Raw genomic sequence first — 16,883 nt, 5'->3', positions numbered from 1 at the left:
GGGGTCGCCGGCTACAAGTACTGCCCGGTGTTGTTCTCCGTGTCGATGGCGCGGGAGGCGCTCGAGTTCTTTCCGGTCACGAGGGTCCGGATGTAGACGATCCGCTCGCCCTTCTTGCCCGAGATCCGCGCCCAGTCGTCCGGGTTCGTGGTGTTGGGCAGGTCCTCGTTCTCCGCGAACTCCTCGACGATGGACTCGAGCAGGTGCGTGATGCGCAGACCCGGCTGGCCGGTCTCGAGGAAGCCCTTGATGGCGTGCTTCTTCGCCCGGTCGACGACGTTCTGGATCATCGCGCCGGAGTTGAAGTCCTTGAAGTACATGACCTCCTTGTCGCCGTTGGCGTAGGTCACCTCCAGGAACCGGTTGTCGTCCGTCTCCGCGTACATCCGCTCGACGACCCGCTCGATCATCGCCTTCACGCACGCCTCGCGGTCCCCGCCGAATTCGGCGAGGTCCTCCTCGTGGATCGGCAGGGCCGAGGTCAGGTACTTGGAGAAGATGTCGATCGCGCCCTCGGCGTCGGGGCGCTCGATCTTGATCTTCACGTCGAGGCGGCCGGGCCGCAGGATCGCGGGGTCGATCATGTCCTCGCGGTTCGACGCGCCGATCACGATCACGTTCTCGAGCCCCTCGACACCGTCGATCTCGGACAGCAGCTGCGGCACGACGGTGGTCTCCACGTCCGAGCTCACGCCCGAACCGCGGGTGCGGAAGATGGAATCCATCTCGTCGAAGAAGACGATGACGGGCGTGCCTTCGGAGGCCTTCTCCCGGGCCCGCTGGAAGATCAGGCGGATGTGGCGCTCGGTCTCGCCGACGAACTTGTTGAGGAGCTCGGGGCCCTTGATGTTGAGGAAGTACGACTTGACCTCGCGGGAGTCCTCACCGCGGACCTCGGCGATCTTCTTCGCGAGCGAGTTCGCGACGGCCTTCGCGATCAGCGTCTTGCCGTTGCCGGGAGGCCCGTACAGCAGGACGCCCTTGGGCGGGCGCAGCGAGTAGTCCTTGAACAGGTCCTTGTGCAGGAAGGGCAGCTCGACGGCGTCGCGGATGAGTTCGATCTGACGGCCGAGGCCGCCGATGTCGGAGTAGTCGACGTCCGGCACCTCCTCCAGGACCAGGTCCTCAACCTCGGCCTTGGGGATCCGCTCGAAGGCGTAGCCCGCCTTGGTGTCCACGAGCAGCGAGTCGCCGATGCGCAGCTTGCGCCGGGGCAGACCGAACTCGTCGACACCGGGATCGTCGGAGGCCTGCAGCGCCAGCGGTGCCGCGAGACGCACCACGCGCTCCTCGTCGGCGTGGCCCACGACCAGGGCACGCGCACCGTCGTCGAGGATCTCGCGGAGCGTGGAGATCTCGCCGACCGTCTCGTACTCGGTCGCCTCGACCACGGTGAGGGCCTCGTTGAGCCGCACCGTCTGGCCCGTGCGGAAGGTCGCGACGTCCAGGTTCGGGGAGCAGGTCAGCCGCATCTTGCGACCGGAGGTGAACACGTCCACGGTGTCGTCCTCGAAGGTGCCCAGCAGCACGCCGTAGCCCGACGGGGGCTGCCCCAGGCGCTCGACCTCCTCGCGAAGGGTGAGCAGCTGGTTGCGCGCATCGCGCAGCGTCTCGAGCAGCTTGGCGTTGCGGGTGGTGAGCGCGTCGACGCGCTCACGCAGCGCGGCCGCGGACGTGGCCTGCGAGGCGGACGAGTCCGCCGACGCGGCCGAGGGACGGGTCGGATCCGGTTCCGTCACGAGTGAACTCCCTTTCCGTGGGGACTTCTCACGCTACCCCTTGTTGGACCGCCGCTGCGGACGTGGCGCGACCGTGCCGTCGGCCAGCCGCCGGCAGGTGATGAGGAACGCGGTGTGCCCCTGCATCCGGTGCGAGGGCCGCACGGCGAGCCCGACCACGTGCCATTCCCGCACGAGCGCCTCCCAGGAGCGGGGCTCGGTCCACGTCGCCTGCTCGCGGATCGCCTCGACGACCTTCGACAGCTGCGTGGTGGTCGCGACGTACACGGTGAGCACGCCGCCCGGGACCAGGGCCTTGCCAACCGCGTCGAGCACGTCCCACGGCGCGAGCATGTCGAGCACCACGCGATCCACCTGCGGACCGTCGTACTCGGCGAGGTCGCCGAGCTGCAGATGCCAGTTGTCGGGGCGACCGCCGAAGAACTCCTCGACGTTCTTCGCCGCATACTCGGCGTGGTCCTCGCGGACCTCCCAGCTGGTGACCGAGCCCTCCGGGCCGACCGCGCGCAGCAGCGAGCAGGTGAGCGCGCCGGAGCCGGCGCCCGCCTCGAGCACCCGGGCTCCGGGGAAGATGTCGCCCTCGGCCACGATCTGTGCCGCGTCCTTGGGGTAGATGACCTGCGCGCCGCGCGGCATCGACAGCACGTAGTCGGTCAGCAGGGGGCGCAGCGCGAGGTACGGGGTGCCGTTGACGGCCTTGACCACGCTGCCCTCGGGAGCGCCGATCAGCTCGTCGTGCCGGATGCCGCCCTTGTGCGTGTGGAACTCCTTGCCCGCCTCCAGATGGACGGTGAACTTCCGGCCCTTCGCGTCTGTCAGCTGCACTCGGTCGCCCACCACGAAGGGCCCACTGTTCGCCATAGCTGTACATCCTCCCAGGAGCTCCGCCGATCCGGCCGGCGCGGTCGCGTCCGGGAGCGCCGAGCATCCTCCCCGACCCCGGTGACGGGGCGAATCAGACCTATCGGTAGGACTGGTGCATGGCTGATGACGCGTTCTTCCACCCCGCCGGGACCCTCGACGCGGACGGGTTCGAGTACGAGGTCTTCGACCCCACCCCGTCGACCGCGAGCGTGTGGGCCGACACGATGCAGCACGGCGCACCGCCCGCGGCGATCATGGTGCGAGCCATGGAGAAGCTGGTCGGGGCCGGGCGCCGGGAGCGCAGCGAGCGGGCCCGGTCAGCGCCGTCGCTCGCCATCTCCCGGGTGACGATCGACCTGCTCGGCGTCGTGCCGATCACCCGGACCCGGGTACGGGCGTGGGTGGCGCGTCCCGGTCGGACGATCTCGCTGCTCGCCGCGGAGATGGACTGCGCGGACGCCGGCGGCGAGTTCCGCACCGTCGCGCGGGCCCAGGCGTGGGCACTCGCGGCGTCGGACACGACGGCCATCGCGCGCGACCTGTCCCCCGTGCTCCCCCCGGCGGGTGCGGAGCAGGGCGTCATGCCCGGCTTCTTCGCGCATCTCAAGGACCAGGGCTTCCTCGCGGCCTGCGACTGGCGCTTCGTCGACGGCCCGGACGGGCCCGACGGCGTCAAGCAGTGCTGGATCCGGGCGAGGATGCCGCTCGTCGCGGGCGAGGAACCGTCGCCGCTGGTGCAGGTCTTCTCGGTGGTCGACGCCGCGAACGGCATCTCCGCCTACCTCGACCCCACCGCCGTGACCTGGATGAACATGGACATGACGGTGCACTTCCACCGCTCGCCGCAGCCCGTCGACGGATGGATCGGCCTCGTGGGCGATCAGCTCGTCGGGAACGAGGGCATCGGGACCACGGTCTCGCGGCTCTACGACGGTGCGGGGGCCTTCGCCGTCGGCGCGCAGACGCTCCTCGTCGCGGCCCGCTGACCGGTGCCGTCCCCGCTTCGCCGGGGGCGACCGGCGTGCAGATCAGAACCGGCAGCTACGGATGTCGGTCATGAGGATGGCCTTGGCGCCGAGCTCGGCGAGATCGTCCATCACGCCGTTGGCCTCGGTGCGGAGCACCATGGCGCGCACCGCGACCCAGTTCTCGTCGGCCATCGGCGCCACCGTCGGCGACTCCAGGCCGGGCGTGACGGCGATGGCACCGTCGAGCAGGGTGCGCGGGCAGTCGTAGTCGAGCATCACGTACTGTCGCCCGAAGACGACGCCCTTGAGCCGCGCGGTGAGCTGATCCCGCGCCCGCTCCGACTCGGCGCCGACGCGCTCGATGAGCACGCCCTCCGAGTCGCACAGCGAATCGCCGAACGCGACCAGGTTGTTCTGGCGCAGCGACCGGCCCGATTCGACGACATCGGCGATGAGGTCGGCGACGCCCAGCTGGATCGAGATCTCGACCGCGCCGTCGAGGCGGATCACCTTGGCGTCGATCCCCCGCGTGGCGAGATCGCGGCGCACCAGGTTGGGGTACGAGGTCGCGACGCGCTTGCCGTCGAGGTCGGCGACGGACCACTCGGTCCCCGCCGGGCCGGCGTAGCGGAAGGTGGAGCGGCCGAAGCCGAGCGCGAGCCGCTCGGTGAACTCGGCACCCGAGTCGAGCGCGAGATCGCGCCCGGTGATGCCCATGTCGAGCTCGCCCGAGCCGACGTAGAGCGCGATGTCCTTGGGGCGGAGGAAGAAGAACTCCACCTCGTTGGCGTTGTCGAGGACCGTGAGGTCCTTCGCGTCGGAGCGGCGGCGGTAGCCCGCCTCGCTGAGGATGGCGGCGGCGGCCTCGGAGAGCGCGCCCTTGTTCGGTACGGCGACCCGCAACATGTGAGTGGTTCCTTCGGGAGGTGTTCGGGCTACAGGTAGGAGTAGACGTCGTCGAGCGAGACGCCGCGCTTGATCAGCAGCACCTGCAGCCAGTACAGGAGCTGCGAGGCCTCCTCGGCCAGCTGCTCGTCGCTCTGGTACTCGGCCGCGATCCAGACCTCGCCGGCCTCCTCGTTGACCTTCTTGCCCAGGAAATGGATCCCGCGGTCCAGCGCCTCGACGGTCCCGCTGCCGGCGGGCCTCTCCTCGGCCTTGGCGGCCAACTCCGCGAACAGCGTCTCCATGGTCTTCACGGAGGTCATTGTCCCACGCGAACTAGAGTGGGCCGTGTGGAGGGCAGCGCGACCGACGAGGCGGCACCGTCGGCACCGGCTACGGACGGGCCGAGCACGCCGCCCACCAAGGGCGCCGCCCAGTACCGATACGCCCGCGCGCTGATCCGGGCGCGGCTGCGTGTGGTGCGCGCGGCGCGGGACCCCGACCGGTTCCTGCGGGAGAACTTCGACGACTTCGCCGCCCGCCATCCGCTGCTCGCGTGGGCGTGGAGCCTGCTGCACCTCGACTTCGCGGGGCTGTTCGTGGGCGGCCTGTTCCTGATGAGCAGCCTCACGGTGTCGCTGCTCCCCCGGTCCTGGTTCTTCCAGGGCATCGTCTCGGGGATCAACGCGGTGATCGGGTACGCGATCGGCGTCCTCCTCAAGTGGGTGATCGTCGACCTCCTGGTGCGCGCGCACCCGATCCGCGACGACCCGCGTCGCGCCCGGTTCGTGCCGGTGTGGCGGGCGCTGATCGTGCTCGGAGTGCTGCTCGGCGGCCTGACGATGATGGTGGCCGCGAAACGCTGGCAGGACGACGTCCGCGCGCTGATGGGCATGCCACCGGGCTCGAACCTCTGGTACGTGCTCACCCCGGTCGTCGCCTTCGTCGTGGCCGCAGCGCTCATCTCCGCCTTCCGCGTGCTTCGCGACCTGGGGCTGTTCCTCGCACGGCGGGCCAACAAGTACCTCCGGGTGCCGCAGCCGGCGGCGAAGGTGCTGGGCTTCGGCCTGGTCGTGATCCTGGTGGTCGTCACCGTCAACGACGTCGGCTTCCGCGCCTTCACCGCCACCGCGAACACCCTCGCGTCGTCGACCAACGATCAAGAACTACCGGAGTTCCCGCAGCCCCCGGAGTCCTGGCGGTCGGGGTCGGAGGGCTCCGCAGCACGGTGGTCCGGACTCGGGAACGAGGGTCGCAAGTTCGTCTCCGGCGGACTCCGGGCGGCCGAGATCGCGCGGTTCACCACGCGCCCCGTCGTCGAGCCCGTGCGCGTCTACGTCGGCCTGGAGAACGCCGACTCGCCCGAAGACCGGATCGCGCTCCTGCACCGCGAACTGGCCCGCACCGGAGCCCTGGACCGGCACCACGTCGTGGTCGTGCCGACGACCGGGTCCGGATGGGTGAATCCGACGGCGGCGCGCGCCGTGGAGCTCATGTACGACGGCGACGTCGCCCTGGTCGCGATGCAGTACTCGTACCTGCCGAGCTGGATCTCCTTCGTCACCGACGGCGAGGCCTCCCTCGCCTCCGGGAAGCGGCTCATCGACGCGGTCGTGGCCGATGTCCGCGCGCGTCCCGCGGAATCCCGGCCGAAACTGCTGGTCATGGGCGAGAGCCTCGGCACCCGCGCCGGCGAGGGTGCCTTCTCCGGGCTGCCCGACATCCGGGACGAGGTCGACGGTGTCGTCTGGCTCGGTCCGCCCCGGGCCAATCCGATCCACTCCGCCATCACCGAGAGGCGCGACCTGGGGACGCCCGAGGTGCTGCCCACCTACTCCGACGGCCTGATCGTCCGCTTCACCGACGGCCGGCGGCCCCTCACCGGCGCCGGCGGCAGCGGTGGGGCCGAGTGGCTGGCGCCGCACATCGTCTACGTACAGCATCCGTCGGATCCCGTGGTGTGGTGGTCGCCCGACCTCATGCTGCGCCAGCCGGACTGGCTCCGGGAGCCGCCCGGTCGCGACCGCAGCCCGGCGATGGCCTGGTACCCGTTCGTCACCTTCTGGCAGGTGACGGCTGATCTTGCGAACGCGGCCGGGGTGCCGGACGGGCACGGCCACAACTACGGCACCGCCGTGGTCGACGCCTTCGCCGCCGTGCTGCCGCCCGCGGGCTGGACGCCCGCCGACACCGAACGGGTGCGGATGGCGGTCATGGCCAGCGCCGCGATCGACGGCGCCGAGAAGTAGCGCCACCGCCGCACGGGCGCCGTGGGCGCGCTGCTCGTGACGCCCAACACAATGGGCCGTCCGCAGCGCGCGGCCGTCTCGGTGGGGCGCTAGCGTCGGCGACATGAACCCACGTTGGTTTGCGCTCGGTGCGCTGGCACTCGCCCTGGTGGCCGGTTGTTCGACGTCTGACGACTCCGGCACCGCGAGCCCGGTCAGCTTCGCGGCCGCGTCCGCCGCGGCGGTCGAGCGGGCGACGGCGGCTCCGGCGTCCGATGAGGTGCCCCGGGCGGCGGCGGGGACGGTGTGCGGGTCGCTGGACCTCCCGAGGGGCTCCGCTGCAGTGGTGGTCCGCGAGGGCCGCGTGAACTGCGTCGATGCCCTCCGGGTCGGTCGCGTCTACCTGTCCGCGGCCGCGCAGTCCGAGGGACGCGCGGTCACGGTTCAGACCTCGGGGTGGACGTGCCTCGCCCGGGTGACCGATTCCGTCGGGACCTGCCGCGCCGACGGCGACGCCTTCAGCGTCGGCTGAGCGGCGCGAAGTCCGCGAGCGACGCGCCCGACAGCGTGCCGAGGTGCCGAGCACCGTCGAGCACGGGTTCGGGGCCGACCGTGAGGACGGTGCAGCCCGCCGCGAGCGCGGAACGGGATCCGGTCGGCGAGTCCTCGACGGCGACGCAGTCCGTGGCGGGGAAGCCGGCGAGCTCGGCGCCGCGCAGGTACGGGTCTGCGGCGGGCTTCGGGCTGGGCACCTCGTCACCACAGACGGTGGCGATGAACCGCTCCCGGCCGAGGGTGCCGAGCGCGTGCTCGGTGACCTCGCGGATCGTGTTGGTGACCAGGACCAGCGGGACCTGCGCCTCCGCCAGCAGGTCGAGGGTCTCGCGGGCGCCGGGCTGCCACGGGATCCCGCCGTCGAACAGCTCGACCACCCGGTTCGACACCCACCGCTCCGCGCCGGCGTAGTCCCGTTCGGCCTCGGGGACCCGCGCGAAGTCGAAGAGCTTGCGCAGCGCGTCCGCGGTGGCGTTGCCCAGAGTCGATTCGCGCGCCTCCGGCGTGATCTCCATTCCCAGATCCCGCGTGAACTCGGCGACGGCGATGTCCCAGAGCTTCTCGGAGTCGAGGAGGGTGCCGTCCATGTCGAAGAGGACCGCGGCGGGCAGCGACGGAGAGGTCATGCCGATCACCCTAGGTGGGTGCGCGCACGGGGTGTTAATTCATTCGTCACCCGAACGATGGCTGCCTGTGTTCGAATTCGTGCCATGCGCAATCGCCGCCTCTCCGCCGCCCTGGCCCTCACCGCGACCGCCGCGCTCCTCGCGAGCTGCGGCACCGGCGGCAACGATGCGGCACCGTCGTCCTCCGCCGCCGGAACGTCGGTCTCGAAACCGAGCTTCACGGTGCCCGGCGTCGACGACCTCCCGCCCGCGAACCCGGACCAGGTGCACCTACTGGCGTTCAACGACTTCCACGGCAACCTGCAGCCGCCCACCGGCTCGACGGGGAGGATCGGCGGCGCGGAGGCCGGCGGCGCCGCGTACTTCGCCACCGCGCTGCAGCGGCTCAAGAAGCAGTACCCGAACAACCTCACCGTCGCTGCGGGCGACCTCGTGAGCGCCAGCCCGCTCGTCTCGGCGCTGTTCCGCGACGAGCCGACGATCACGTTCCTGAACTCGGTCGGACTGCAGGCGAGTTCGGTCGGCAACCACGAGTTCGACCACGGCACCATCGAACTGGAGCGGCTGCAGAAGGGCGGCTGCGCGCCCCAGGGCTGCGAACCGGGCGAGCCGTTCACCGGCGCCGCCTACCAGTACCTCGCCGCGAACGTCACCAACGAGCAGGGCCAGCTGCCGCCCGGCACCGTCCCGTGGAAGATGTTCGAGGCCGGTGGGAAGAAGATCGCCGTCATCGGCACCGTGACCCCCGAGACCGCGACGATCGTCGCCCCGGAGGGCGTGCGCGGCTACACCTTCGGCGACGAGGCCGACGCCATCAACAAGTACGTGCCCGAGATCAAGGCCGCCGGCGCGCAGGCCATCATCGCGACCCTGCACGACGGCGGTGCGCAGAAGGGCTCCGGCGAAGCAGATCCGAACGCGTGCAAGGACGTCTCGGCGCCGGTGCCCGACCTCGCGAAGCGCATCGATCCGGCCGTCACGTCCCTGGTCACGGCGCACTCGCACCAGGCCTACAACTGCACCATCGACGGCCGCACCGTCACCCAGGCCGCCTCCTACGGGCGCCTGATCACCGACATCACGCTGGACTTCAGCGGCCCCGCCGCGAAGGCCACGGCCGTCAACCGGGTCGTGAGCCGGAAGCTCCCCGCAGACGCCGGGGCCCAGCGCCTCATCGAGTTCTACGAGAAGGAGGCCAAGCCCCGCGCCGACCGCGTGATCGGGAGGATCCCGACCGACCTCAAGCGGGAGGCCTTCCCCGGCGGTGACTCCCCGCTCGGCGACGTGATCGCCGACGCGATGCTCTTCACCACGCGGCCGCCCAACGAGGCCGCCGGGCAGATCGCCCTCATGAACCCGGGCGGCGTCCGCGCCGATCTCAAGGGCGGCGATGTCACCTACGGCGCCGCGTACACGGTGCAGCCCTTCGGGAACCAGGTGGTCACCGTCTCGCTGACCGGTCAGCAGATCATCGACCTGCTCGAGCAGCAGTGGCAGAACCCCGCGAAGGCGACGGTGCTGGCACCGTCGGGCATCACCTACAGCTACGACCCGAACGGCGCGCCGAACCGGAAGGTGGTCCGCGACAGCGTGAAGATCGGCGACCAGCCGCTCAACCCCGTCGCGAAGTACCGGGTGACCACGAACAACTTCCTGGCCGCCGGCGGCGACGGCTTCAGCATCTTCTCCCAGTCGACGGACCTGACGGTCGGCGGTATCGACCTCGACGCACTGGAGAAGTACCTCCAGGCCACGCCGGACCTGCAGGTGCCCACCAGCCGGATCACGAAGCTGTAGCGATGATCTCGCGCGCGTCGGCGTGCACGGCTTCGCTCGCGGTCAGACCCGTCGCCGCGAGGTACCGGTCCACGAGTCGGTTCCCCACCGCGTAGCCCGCGCCGGTCGGTACCCCGATCGGCGGCGCACCGAAGCGACCCGCGATCGTATCGCCGAGGACCCACGAGGCGAAGTTCTGCATCCCGGTGACGCCGAGGGCGGCGGTGACCTTCGCGAACAGGGCGTCGTCATGACGGTGCGGGACGCCGATCCGCGCGGAGCCGAGCTCCTCGCCGTACATCTCGCGCGCCAGGGCGTCCGCCAGCCCCTCGGAGACGATCTGTTCGCCGACGGTGACCGTCGCCGGATCCCAGACGACGCCGCCCGGCGCGTACCGCACGTTGTGGTCGAACTCGTGCACCGCCATCGCCTCGAGCCGGTCGAGATTCTCGGGTGACGGCCAGACGTTGAGGTACAGGTACCCGGTGACGCTGCCGTTGGCGGTGAGGCCGAGCGCCTCGTCCTGGTAGATCCGGTCCGACGGGTCGCCGACGACGAGCAGGACGACGACCTCGGGCAACGCGACGCGCCGGAGCGCGTCCGCGAGCCGATCCGCCGCCGCCCGGAGCGCCCGCTCGATCCGGCCCCAGGCATCCGCGGCGCGCAGCCGCTCGATCGCGGCGAGACAGGCGTCGGTGTCGCGGTCGACCGGGAAGCCCGACGACGCCGCGTGCATCGCGGCCAGGTCGAACCGGCCCGGGAAGTACCGGTACATCCCGGCCGCGGGCCGCCACATCTCCTCCAACCGCGTTGCGCGCTCCGCCATCGGGGCCCGCAGGATCCGCCGCATGGCGGTGTCCGTGTCGAGAACGGTGATCTTCATGCCGCCGACGGTAGGGCCTCCCGTGACGGGAGGGTCAAGCCCCGGCTACTGATCCAGGCCCAGTGCCGAGACGACGCCCTTCACCGCGTCGAGGGCACCGTCGAGCGAATCGGCCCAGGACGCAGCGATCTGCAGGCCGGCGGCGTCGTCGAGGCGCCAGAACCAGGCGCCCTCCTCACCGGGCTCGCCGGCCTGCAGGTGCAGACGGTAATCGTCCATGCCGCGCGGCCTAGGTGTTGAAGTACTTCGCCTCGGGGTGCGTCAGGACGAAGGCGTCGGTGGACTGCTCGGGGTGCAGCTGCAGTTCCTCCGACAGCTGCACCCCGATCCGCTCGGGCTGCAGCAGGTCGACCATCTTCGCGCGATCCTCGAGGTCCGGGCAGGCGCCGTAGCCGAAGCTGTAGCGCGCACCGAGGTACTTGAGGTCGAAGAAGTCGGTGACCGCCGAGGGATCCGTGTCCGCGACCTTCCGGCCGCCGGGCAGGACCAGCTCCTGCCGCACCCGCTGGTGCCAGCGCTCCGCGAGGGCCTCGGTGAGCTGCACCCCGATGCCGTGCAGCTCGAGGTAGTCGCGGTAACTGTTGGCCGCGAACAGCTCGTTCGCGGCGTCCGCGATCGGCTGCCCCATGGTGACCAGCTGGAAGGGCAGCACGTCGACCTCGCCGCGGGCGATAGCGGTCTCGCGGTCGCGGATGAAGTCCGAGATCGCGAGGAACCGGCCCCGCTGCTGGCGCGGGAACTCGAACGAGTACCGCACGGGCGCATCGGGTTCCGGCGACTCGAGCACGTCGATGACGTTGCCGTGGCTCACCGCCGGGAAGTAGCCGTAGACCACGGCGGCGTGGTCGAGGATCTTCTCCGCCTTGAGCTTGTCGAGCCAGTACCGCAGTCGCGGGCGGCCCTCGGTCTCCACCAGCTCCTCGTACGAGGGGCCCTCCCCCTTGCGGGCTCCGCGCAGGCCCCACTGGCCGAAGAACAACGCGCGCTCGTCCAGCAGGGACGCGTACTCGCTGATCGCGATGCCCTTGACCACCCGGGTGCCCCAGAACGGCGGGGTCGCGACCTCGAAATCGAGCGCCACGTCGGAGCGCTCCGGCACGACGACGGGCGCCGCCTCCGCCTTGCGCTTCTCGGCGATGCGCCGACTGCGGGCGTGCCGCTCCTTGCGTTCGCGCGCCTTCTCCGCGGCCGCGAGGGCCTCGGGGCTGTCGGGATCGGGCCCCTCGCCGCGCTTGAGCGCCATGATGTCGTCCATCAGGCGCAGGCCCTCGAAGGCGTCGCGGGCGTAGCTGACCTCGCCGGCGTAGACCTCGGCGAGGTCGTTCTCGACGTAGGCGCGGGTGAGTGCCGCGCCGCCCAGCAGCACCGGGTACTTCTCCCCCAGGCCGCGGGTGTTGAGCTCCTCGAGGTTCTCCTTCATCACCACGGTCGACTTCACCAGCAGGCCGGACATGCCGATCACGTCGGCGTGCTTGTCCTCGGCGGCCTCGACGATGGCGGCGATCGGCTGCTTGATGCCGATGTTGACCACCTCGTAGCCGTTGTTGCTCAGGATGATGTCGACGAGGTTCTTACCGATGTCGTGGACGTCGCCCTTGACGGTGGCCAGCACGATCCGCCCCTTACCGGCGTCGTCCTCGGACTTCTCCATGTGCGGCTCGAGGTACGCGACGGCCGCCTTCATCACCTCGGCGGACTGCAGCACGAAGGGCAGCTGCATCTGACCGGAGCCGAACAGCTCGCCGACCGTCTTCATGCCGGACAGCAGCGTGTCATTGATGATCGCCAGCGCCGGCTTCTCGGCCAGTGCCGCGTCCAGGTCGGCGTCCAGGCCCTCGCGCTCGCCGTCGACGATGCGACGCTCCAGCCGCTCGAACAGCGGCAGCTTCGCCAGTTCCTGCGCCCGGGACTCGCGGGCACCGGCGGCGGAGACGCCCTCGAACAGCTCCATGAGTTTCGACAGTGGGTTGTAGTCCGGATCGCCCTGCGACTGCAGGCCGTCGAGACCGCGGCGGTCGTAGACCAGGTCGAGCGCGGTCTCGCGCTGCTCGGTCTCGATCTTGCTCATCGGCAGGATCTTCGACGCGTGCAGGATGGCGGAGTCGAGCCCGGCCTCGGTCAGCTCGTGCAGGAAGACCGAGTTCAGCACCTGCCGCGCCGCGGCGTTGAGGCCGAAGCTCACATTCGACAGACCCACGGTGAAGTGCAGGTTCGGGTACTTCGCATGCAGGATGCGGACGGCCTCGATGGTCTCGAGCGCGTCGCGCCGGACCTCCTCCTGCCCCGTGGAGATCGGGAACACCAGCGGGTCGATGATGACGTCGTCGAGGCTCAGGCCCCAGTTCCCGGTGAGGTCGGCGATGAGCCGCTCGGCGATCCGCACCTTCCACTCGGCGGTGCGGGCCTGGCCCTCCTCGTCGATGGTCAGCGCGACGACCGCGGCACCGTGCGCCACGACCTGTTCCATGATCTTCGTGAACCGCGACTCGGGGCCGTCGCCGTCCTCGTAGTTCACCGAGTTCACGGCGCACCGGCCGCCGAGGTGCTCCAGGCCCGCCCGGATCACCGCGGGCTCCGTGGAGTCGATCATGACCGGCAGCGTCGACGCGGTGGCGAACCGGGATGCCAGCGCCGCCATGTCCGCCGCGCCGTCGCGGCCGACGTAGTCGACGTTGAGATCGAGCATGTGCGCGCCGTCGCGCACCTGGTCCTTGGCGATGTCGACGCACTTGTCGTGATCTCCGGCCAGCATCGCATCGCGGAAGGCCTTGGAGCCGTTCGAATTCGTGCGCTCGGCGATCATCAGGATCGAGCTGTCCTGTGCGAACGGCACCGACGTGTACAGCGAGCTGACCGCGCTCTCGGTCTCGGGAACCCGCTGCAGGCGCTCGGTTCCGCGCACCGCCTCGGCGACCTGCCGGATGTGCTCCGGAGTGGTGCCGCAGCAGCCGCCCACGAAGCTCAGCCCGAACTCGGAGACGAACCCGGACAGGGCCTCCGCGAGTTCCTCCGGGGTCAGCGGGTACTCGGCACCGTTCTTCCCCAGCACGGGCAGGCCCGCGTTCGGCATCACCGACACGGGGATGGTCGAATGCCGCGACAGGTGCCGCAGGTGCTCGCTCATCTCGGCCGGGCCGGTGGCGCAGTTCAGGCCGATCATGTCGATACCCAGGGGCTCCAGCGCCGTGAGCGCGGCACCGATCTCGGAACCGAGCAACATGGTGCCGGTGGTCTCGACCGTGACGTGCACGATGATCGGGATCCGGCGTCCGAGCTCGTCCATCGCGACGTGGCAGCCCAGGACCGCGGCCTTCGACTGGAGGATGTCCTGGCAGGTCTCGATCAGGAAGGCGTCCGCGCCGCCGTCGATCATCCCGCGCGCGGCCTCCGCGTAAGCGTCGCGGATCACCGCGAACGAGGTGTGGCCCAGCGTCGGCAGCTTGGTCCCGGGGCCGATGGACCCCAGCACGAACCGCGGCGTCCCGTCGACGGCGAACTCGTCCGCGACCTTCCGGGCGATCGCCACGCCCTTCTCCGACAGCTCCCGGATCCGGTCCGCGATGTCGTAGTCACCGAGGTTGCTCAGATTGCAGCCGAAGGTGTTCGTCTCCACCGCATCCGCGCCGGCGGCGAAGTACGCGCGATGGATCCCCTCCAGCACGTCCGGCCGGGTGTCGTTGAGGATCTCGTTGCAGCCCTCCAGCCCCAGGAAATCGTCCAGGGTCAGGTCCGCTGCCTGCAGCATCGTGCCCATCGCACCGTCGCCTATCAGAACACGGCTCGAGGCCGCCTCCAGGAAACTCGACTGCAGCGGCTGCTGATGCGTACGGGTCATGGTCCCAGGGTAGTGGGTGCGGGCAAATCGAATCGGCACGACCTGCGCGTACTCTGATCGAAGTGACGTCCTTCCCCAAGCTCGACCGCCCGGTCCTCATCGCGGCGTTCGAGGGCTGGAACGATGCGGGTGATGCCGCATCGGGCGCCGTCGAGCACCTCGAACTGACCTGGGACGCGCAGCTGATCACCGAGGTCGATTCCGACGACTTCTACGACTTCCAGGTCAACCGGCCCATCATCAAGCAGGTCGACGGGGTGACGCGCGCCGTCGAGTGGCCGTCGACCACGCTGTCGGTGTGCCGGCCGCCCAAGGCGGACCGCGATGTGGTGCTGCTCCGGGGCACCGAGCCGAACTTCCGCTGGCGCGCGTTCTGCGAACAGTTGCTCGCGATCTTCACGGAGTTGCACATCGACAGCGTCGTTATCCTGGGCTCCCTGCTCGCGGACACCGCGCACACACGACCCGTGCCCGTGACCGGCGCGGGTTACGACGCGGAATCCGCCAAGCGCTTCGGCCTCGAACAGAACCGCTACGAGGGCCCCACCGGGATCACCGGCGTACTGCAGGACGCGTGCGTGCGGTCCGGCTTCCCCGCGATCTCCTTCTGGGCCGCGGTACCCCACTACGTCTCGCAGCCGCCGAATCCGAAGGCCACCGTCGCGCTGTTGCAGCGTGTGGAGCAGGCGCTCGATCTCGCGGTACCGCTGGCCGACCTGCCGGCGCGCGCCGAGGCGTGGGAGGCGTCCGTGACGGAGATGACCGAGGACGACGAGGACGTCGCCGACTACGTCCGCGGTCTCGAGGAGCGCGGCGACGCGGAAGCGAAGGACGTCGAGCAGCACATCGACGCCGACGCGATCGCGGAGGAGTTCGAGAAGTACCTGCGGCGGCGGGACCCGGGCACGGGCCCCTAGAGCCGGACGACGGGCGGCGCTAGCCGATTCGTTCGATCGAGACGACCGGCGTGGTGATGCGCCAGGTGCGCACGTCCGGATCCTCCGCGGCGCGGACCCAGAACTGCGCCGACTCACCGACCCGGCAGCTCTTGATGCCCAGCAGCGGGATGTCCTCCGAGTCGCGGCGCAGCGAGCTGATGCTCCACTGCTCGTCCTCGGAATCACCGCCGATGCCGGGGGCGCGCATCAGGGTCATCTCTGCCAGATCCACCACGTACGTGGACGTGCGGGTCTGAACGGTCCACACGCCCTCGGTCAGATCCGGGGCCAGCTCGCTGACGGTCCTCACAGGCGCAATATAGCGTGTCGCGCTGTCAGGCCGCGGCAGGTACGCCGAGCAGCGCGTCGACCGCTGCGCCCACGGACGCCGGCGCGCCGGCATCCGGGCCGCCGACGGTGACGGCCTTCTCGGCCCAGGCGTCGATCGCGGCGAGGGCGTGCGGGGTGTCCAGATCATCCGCCAGGTAGCGGCGGACGCGGGCGATCAGCTCGTCCCCGTCCGGCGCGGAGGACGCCTGGAAGGCGCGGCGCCACAGGTCCAGACGCGCCACCGCGCGCTCGAGCACCTCGTCCGACCAGGGGCGGTCCTGCCGGTAGTGGCCCTCGAAGAGGCCCAGGCGGATCGCGGCGGGGTCGACGCCCGAACGGCGCAGCTTCGAGACGAAGACGAGGTTGCCGCGGCTCTTGGACATCTTCTCGCCGTCGAGTCCGATCATCGCCGCGTGCACGTAGTGCCGGGCGAAGCGCCGCTCGCCGGTCGCGGCCTCGACGTGCGCGGCGGAGTACTCGTGGTGCGGGAAGATCAGATCGCTACCGCCGCCCTGGATGTCGAAGGTGGCCCCGAGGCGGTTCGCGGCGATCGCGGCGCATTCGATGTGCCAGCCTGGACGTCCGGGCCCCTGCGGCGAGGGCCACGCGGGTTCGCCGGGGCGTTCGGCGCGCCAGAGGATCGGGTCGATGCTGTCGCGCTTCCCGGGCCGCTCGGGGTCGCCGCCGCGCTCGGCGAAGAACTTCTCCATGGTCGCGCGGTCGTAGCCCGACTCGTAGCCGAACTGCTCCGTGGCGTCGGAACGGTAGTAGACGTCCGGGTACTCGGCATCGTCGACGACGTACGCCGACCCGTTGTCCAGCAGCTTTCCGACGTACTCGACGACCTCGCCCACCGATTCGACCGCCCCGATGTAGTCGCGCGGCGGGATCACCCGCAGGGCCTCCATGTCCTCGCGGAACAGGTCGGTCTCGCGGGCCCCGAGATCGCGCCAGTCGATGCCGTCCCGATCCGCCCGCTCGAACAGCGGATCGTCGACGTCCGTCACGTTCTGCACGTAGTGGACGTCGTGGCCGTTGTCCCGTAGCACCCGGTTGACCAGGTCGAACGCGAGGTACGTCGCGGCATGACCGAGGTGCGTCGCGTCGTAGGGGGTGATCCCGCAGACGTACATCCCGGCCACCGCGCCGGGGTTCACCGGACGCACCACCGCGTCGGACGTGTCGTAGAGGCGCAGCGGGACCGACGGTCCGGGCACGCTGGGGACGGTGGGGGTCGGCCAGGAACGCATACCCCC

The 16,883-nt window shown here is 70.4% G+C and carries 15 protein-coding genes; 5 read left to right on the top strand and 10 right to left on the bottom strand.

All coding sequences use genetic code 11. The features are described from left to right. Nucleotides 1-11 precede the first annotated feature (11 nt). A complete protein-coding gene (gene arc / locus FK530_RS14415) occupies nt 12-1,739 on the bottom strand; it encodes a proteasome ATPase (RefSeq protein ID WP_146487727.1) in 1,728 nt (575 codons plus the stop codon). 33 nt (nt 1,740-1,772) lie between these two features. Beyond that, nucleotides 1,773-2,600 carry a tRNA (adenine-N1)-methyltransferase gene (locus FK530_RS14410; RefSeq protein WP_146487726.1) on the bottom strand — a complete coding sequence of 276 codons (828 nt, stop codon included), beginning with the start codon at nt 2,598-2,600 and terminating at the stop codon, nt 1,773-1,775. A gap of 119 nt (nt 2,601-2,719) precedes the next feature. On the opposite strand from FK530_RS14410, the gene FK530_RS14405 reads away from it, so the two are divergent. After that, nucleotides 2,720-3,589, top strand: coding sequence for a thioesterase family protein (locus FK530_RS14405; protein WP_146487725.1), 870 nt, complete (start codon nt 2,720-2,722; stop codon nt 3,587-3,589). A gap of 42 nt (nt 3,590-3,631) precedes the next feature. Here the strand turns inward: FK530_RS14405 and hisG are convergent, their stop codons facing one another. Both hisG and FK530_RS14395 read right to left on the bottom strand, forming a co-directional pair. Further along, on the bottom strand, nt 3,632-4,477 hold the full coding sequence (gene hisG / locus FK530_RS14400) for an ATP phosphoribosyltransferase (RefSeq protein WP_146487724.1): 846 nt from the start codon (nt 4,475-4,477) through the stop codon (nt 3,632-3,634). A gap of 29 nt (nt 4,478-4,506) precedes the next feature. Beyond that, nucleotides 4,507-4,770 (bottom strand): phosphoribosyl-ATP diphosphatase, encoded by a 264-nt coding sequence (locus FK530_RS14395; protein WP_146487830.1) that lies wholly within the window; start codon nt 4,768-4,770, stop codon nt 4,507-4,509. A gap of 36 nt (nt 4,771-4,806) precedes the next feature. On the opposite strand from FK530_RS14395, the gene FK530_RS14390 reads away from it, so the two are divergent. Both FK530_RS14390 and FK530_RS14385 read left to right on the top strand, forming a co-directional pair. Next, entirely contained in the window at nt 4,807-6,705 is a 1,899-nt protein-coding gene (locus FK530_RS14390; RefSeq protein WP_146487723.1) for an alpha/beta hydrolase, read from the top strand. Nucleotides 6,706-6,808: 103 nt separating this feature from the next. Continuing rightward, entirely contained in the window at nt 6,809-7,216 is a 408-nt protein-coding gene (locus tag FK530_RS14385; RefSeq protein ID WP_146487722.1) for a hypothetical protein, read from the top strand. On the opposite strand, the gene FK530_RS14380 is transcribed toward FK530_RS14385, so the two are convergent. Then, nucleotides 7,203-7,865, bottom strand: coding sequence for an HAD family hydrolase (locus FK530_RS14380; RefSeq protein ID WP_146487721.1), 663 nt, complete (start codon nt 7,863-7,865; stop codon nt 7,203-7,205). The two genes, FK530_RS14385 and FK530_RS14380, sit on opposite strands and share 14 nt — an antisense overlap. An 84-nt stretch (nt 7,866-7,949) precedes the next feature. On the opposite strand from FK530_RS14380, the gene FK530_RS14375 reads away from it, so the two are divergent. Continuing rightward, the gene (locus tag FK530_RS14375; RefSeq protein ID WP_146487720.1) at nt 7,950-9,662 is read left to right on the top strand and encodes a bifunctional metallophosphatase/5'-nucleotidase; all 1,713 of its coding nucleotides are present in this window, start codon (nt 7,950-7,952) and stop codon (nt 9,660-9,662) included. Here the strand turns inward: FK530_RS14375 and FK530_RS14370 are convergent. The 3 genes from FK530_RS14370 to metH are packed head-to-tail and all read right to left on the bottom strand — an operon-like array spanning nt 9,649 to nt 14,359. Beyond that, entirely contained in the window at nt 9,649-10,524 is an 876-nt protein-coding gene (locus FK530_RS14370) for a DUF2268 domain-containing putative Zn-dependent protease (protein ID WP_146487719.1), read from the bottom strand. The genes FK530_RS14375 and FK530_RS14370 overlap by 14 nt on opposite strands. 45 nt (nt 10,525-10,569) lie before the next feature. Further along, complete coding sequence (locus tag FK530_RS25860; protein WP_158645104.1) at nt 10,570-10,743, bottom strand: hypothetical protein; 174 nt, start codon at nt 10,741-10,743, stop codon at nt 10,570-10,572. Nucleotides 10,744-10,753: 10 nt separating this feature from the next. Next, nucleotides 10,754-14,359, bottom strand: a complete 3,606-nt coding sequence (gene metH, locus FK530_RS14365) for a methionine synthase (RefSeq protein WP_146487718.1) — start codon at nt 14,357-14,359, stop codon at nt 10,754-10,756. Between the two features lie 53 nt (nt 14,360-14,412). Between metH and FK530_RS14360 the strand changes: the two genes are divergently transcribed. Then, nucleotides 14,413-15,276, top strand: a complete 864-nt coding sequence (locus tag FK530_RS14360; protein WP_223120091.1) for a PAC2 family protein — start codon at nt 14,413-14,415, stop codon at nt 15,274-15,276. Between the two features lie 19 nt (nt 15,277-15,295). On the opposite strand, the gene FK530_RS14355 is transcribed toward FK530_RS14360, so the two are convergent. Both FK530_RS14355 and mshC read right to left on the bottom strand, forming a co-directional pair. Further along, a complete protein-coding gene (locus FK530_RS14355; protein ID WP_146487716.1) occupies nt 15,296-15,607 on the bottom strand; it encodes a hypothetical protein in 312 nt (103 codons plus the stop codon). Nucleotides 15,608-15,632: 25 nt separating this feature from the next. Next, a complete protein-coding gene (mshC, locus tag FK530_RS14350; RefSeq protein WP_146487715.1) occupies nt 15,633-16,877 on the bottom strand; it encodes a cysteine--1-D-myo-inosityl 2-amino-2-deoxy-alpha-D-glucopyranoside ligase in 1,245 nt (414 codons plus the stop codon). Nucleotides 16,878-16,883 lie beyond the last annotated feature (6 nt).

Source organism: Tsukamurella conjunctivitidis (genome assembly GCF_007858475.1).
GTDB lineage: Bacteria > Actinomycetota > Actinomycetes > Mycobacteriales > Mycobacteriaceae > Tsukamurella > Tsukamurella conjunctivitidis.
The sequence above is the reverse complement of the archived record's forward strand: the minus strand, read 5'-3'. Positions and strand labels throughout refer to the sequence as shown.

What these genes read in the sequence shown, in the direction of transcription:
- FK530_RS14410 (WP_146487726.1), bottom strand. Translation starts at nt 2,600, where the DNA reads ATGGCGAACAGTGGGCCCTTCGTGGTGGGCGACCGAGTGCAGCTGACA.
- FK530_RS14405 (WP_146487725.1), top strand. Translation starts at nt 2,720, where the DNA reads ATGGCTGATGACGCGTTCTTCCACCCCGCCGGGACCCTCGACGCGGAC.
- hisG (WP_146487724.1), bottom strand. Translation starts at nt 4,477, where the DNA reads ATGTTGCGGGTCGCCGTACCGAACAAGGGCGCGCTCTCCGAGGCCGCC.
- FK530_RS14385 (WP_146487722.1), top strand. Translation starts at nt 6,809, where the DNA reads ATGAACCCACGTTGGTTTGCGCTCGGTGCGCTGGCACTCGCCCTGGTG.
- FK530_RS14380 (WP_146487721.1), bottom strand. Translation starts at nt 7,865, where the DNA reads ATGACCTCTCCGTCGCTGCCCGCCGCGGTCCTCTTCGACATGGACGGC.
- FK530_RS14375 (WP_146487720.1), top strand. Translation starts at nt 7,950, where the DNA reads ATGCGCAATCGCCGCCTCTCCGCCGCCCTGGCCCTCACCGCGACCGCC.
- FK530_RS14370 (WP_146487719.1), bottom strand. Translation starts at nt 10,524, where the DNA reads ATGAAGATCACCGTTCTCGACACGGACACCGCCATGCGGCGGATCCTG.
- FK530_RS25860 (WP_158645104.1), bottom strand. Translation starts at nt 10,743, where the DNA reads ATGGACGATTACCGTCTGCACCTGCAGGCCGGCGAGCCCGGTGAGGAG.
- metH (WP_146487718.1), bottom strand. Translation starts at nt 14,359, where the DNA reads ATGACCCGTACGCATCAGCAGCCGCTGCAGTCGAGTTTCCTGGAGGCG.
- mshC (WP_146487715.1), bottom strand. Translation starts at nt 16,877, where the DNA reads ATGCGTTCCTGGCCGACCCCCACCGTCCCCAGCGTGCCCGGACCGTCG.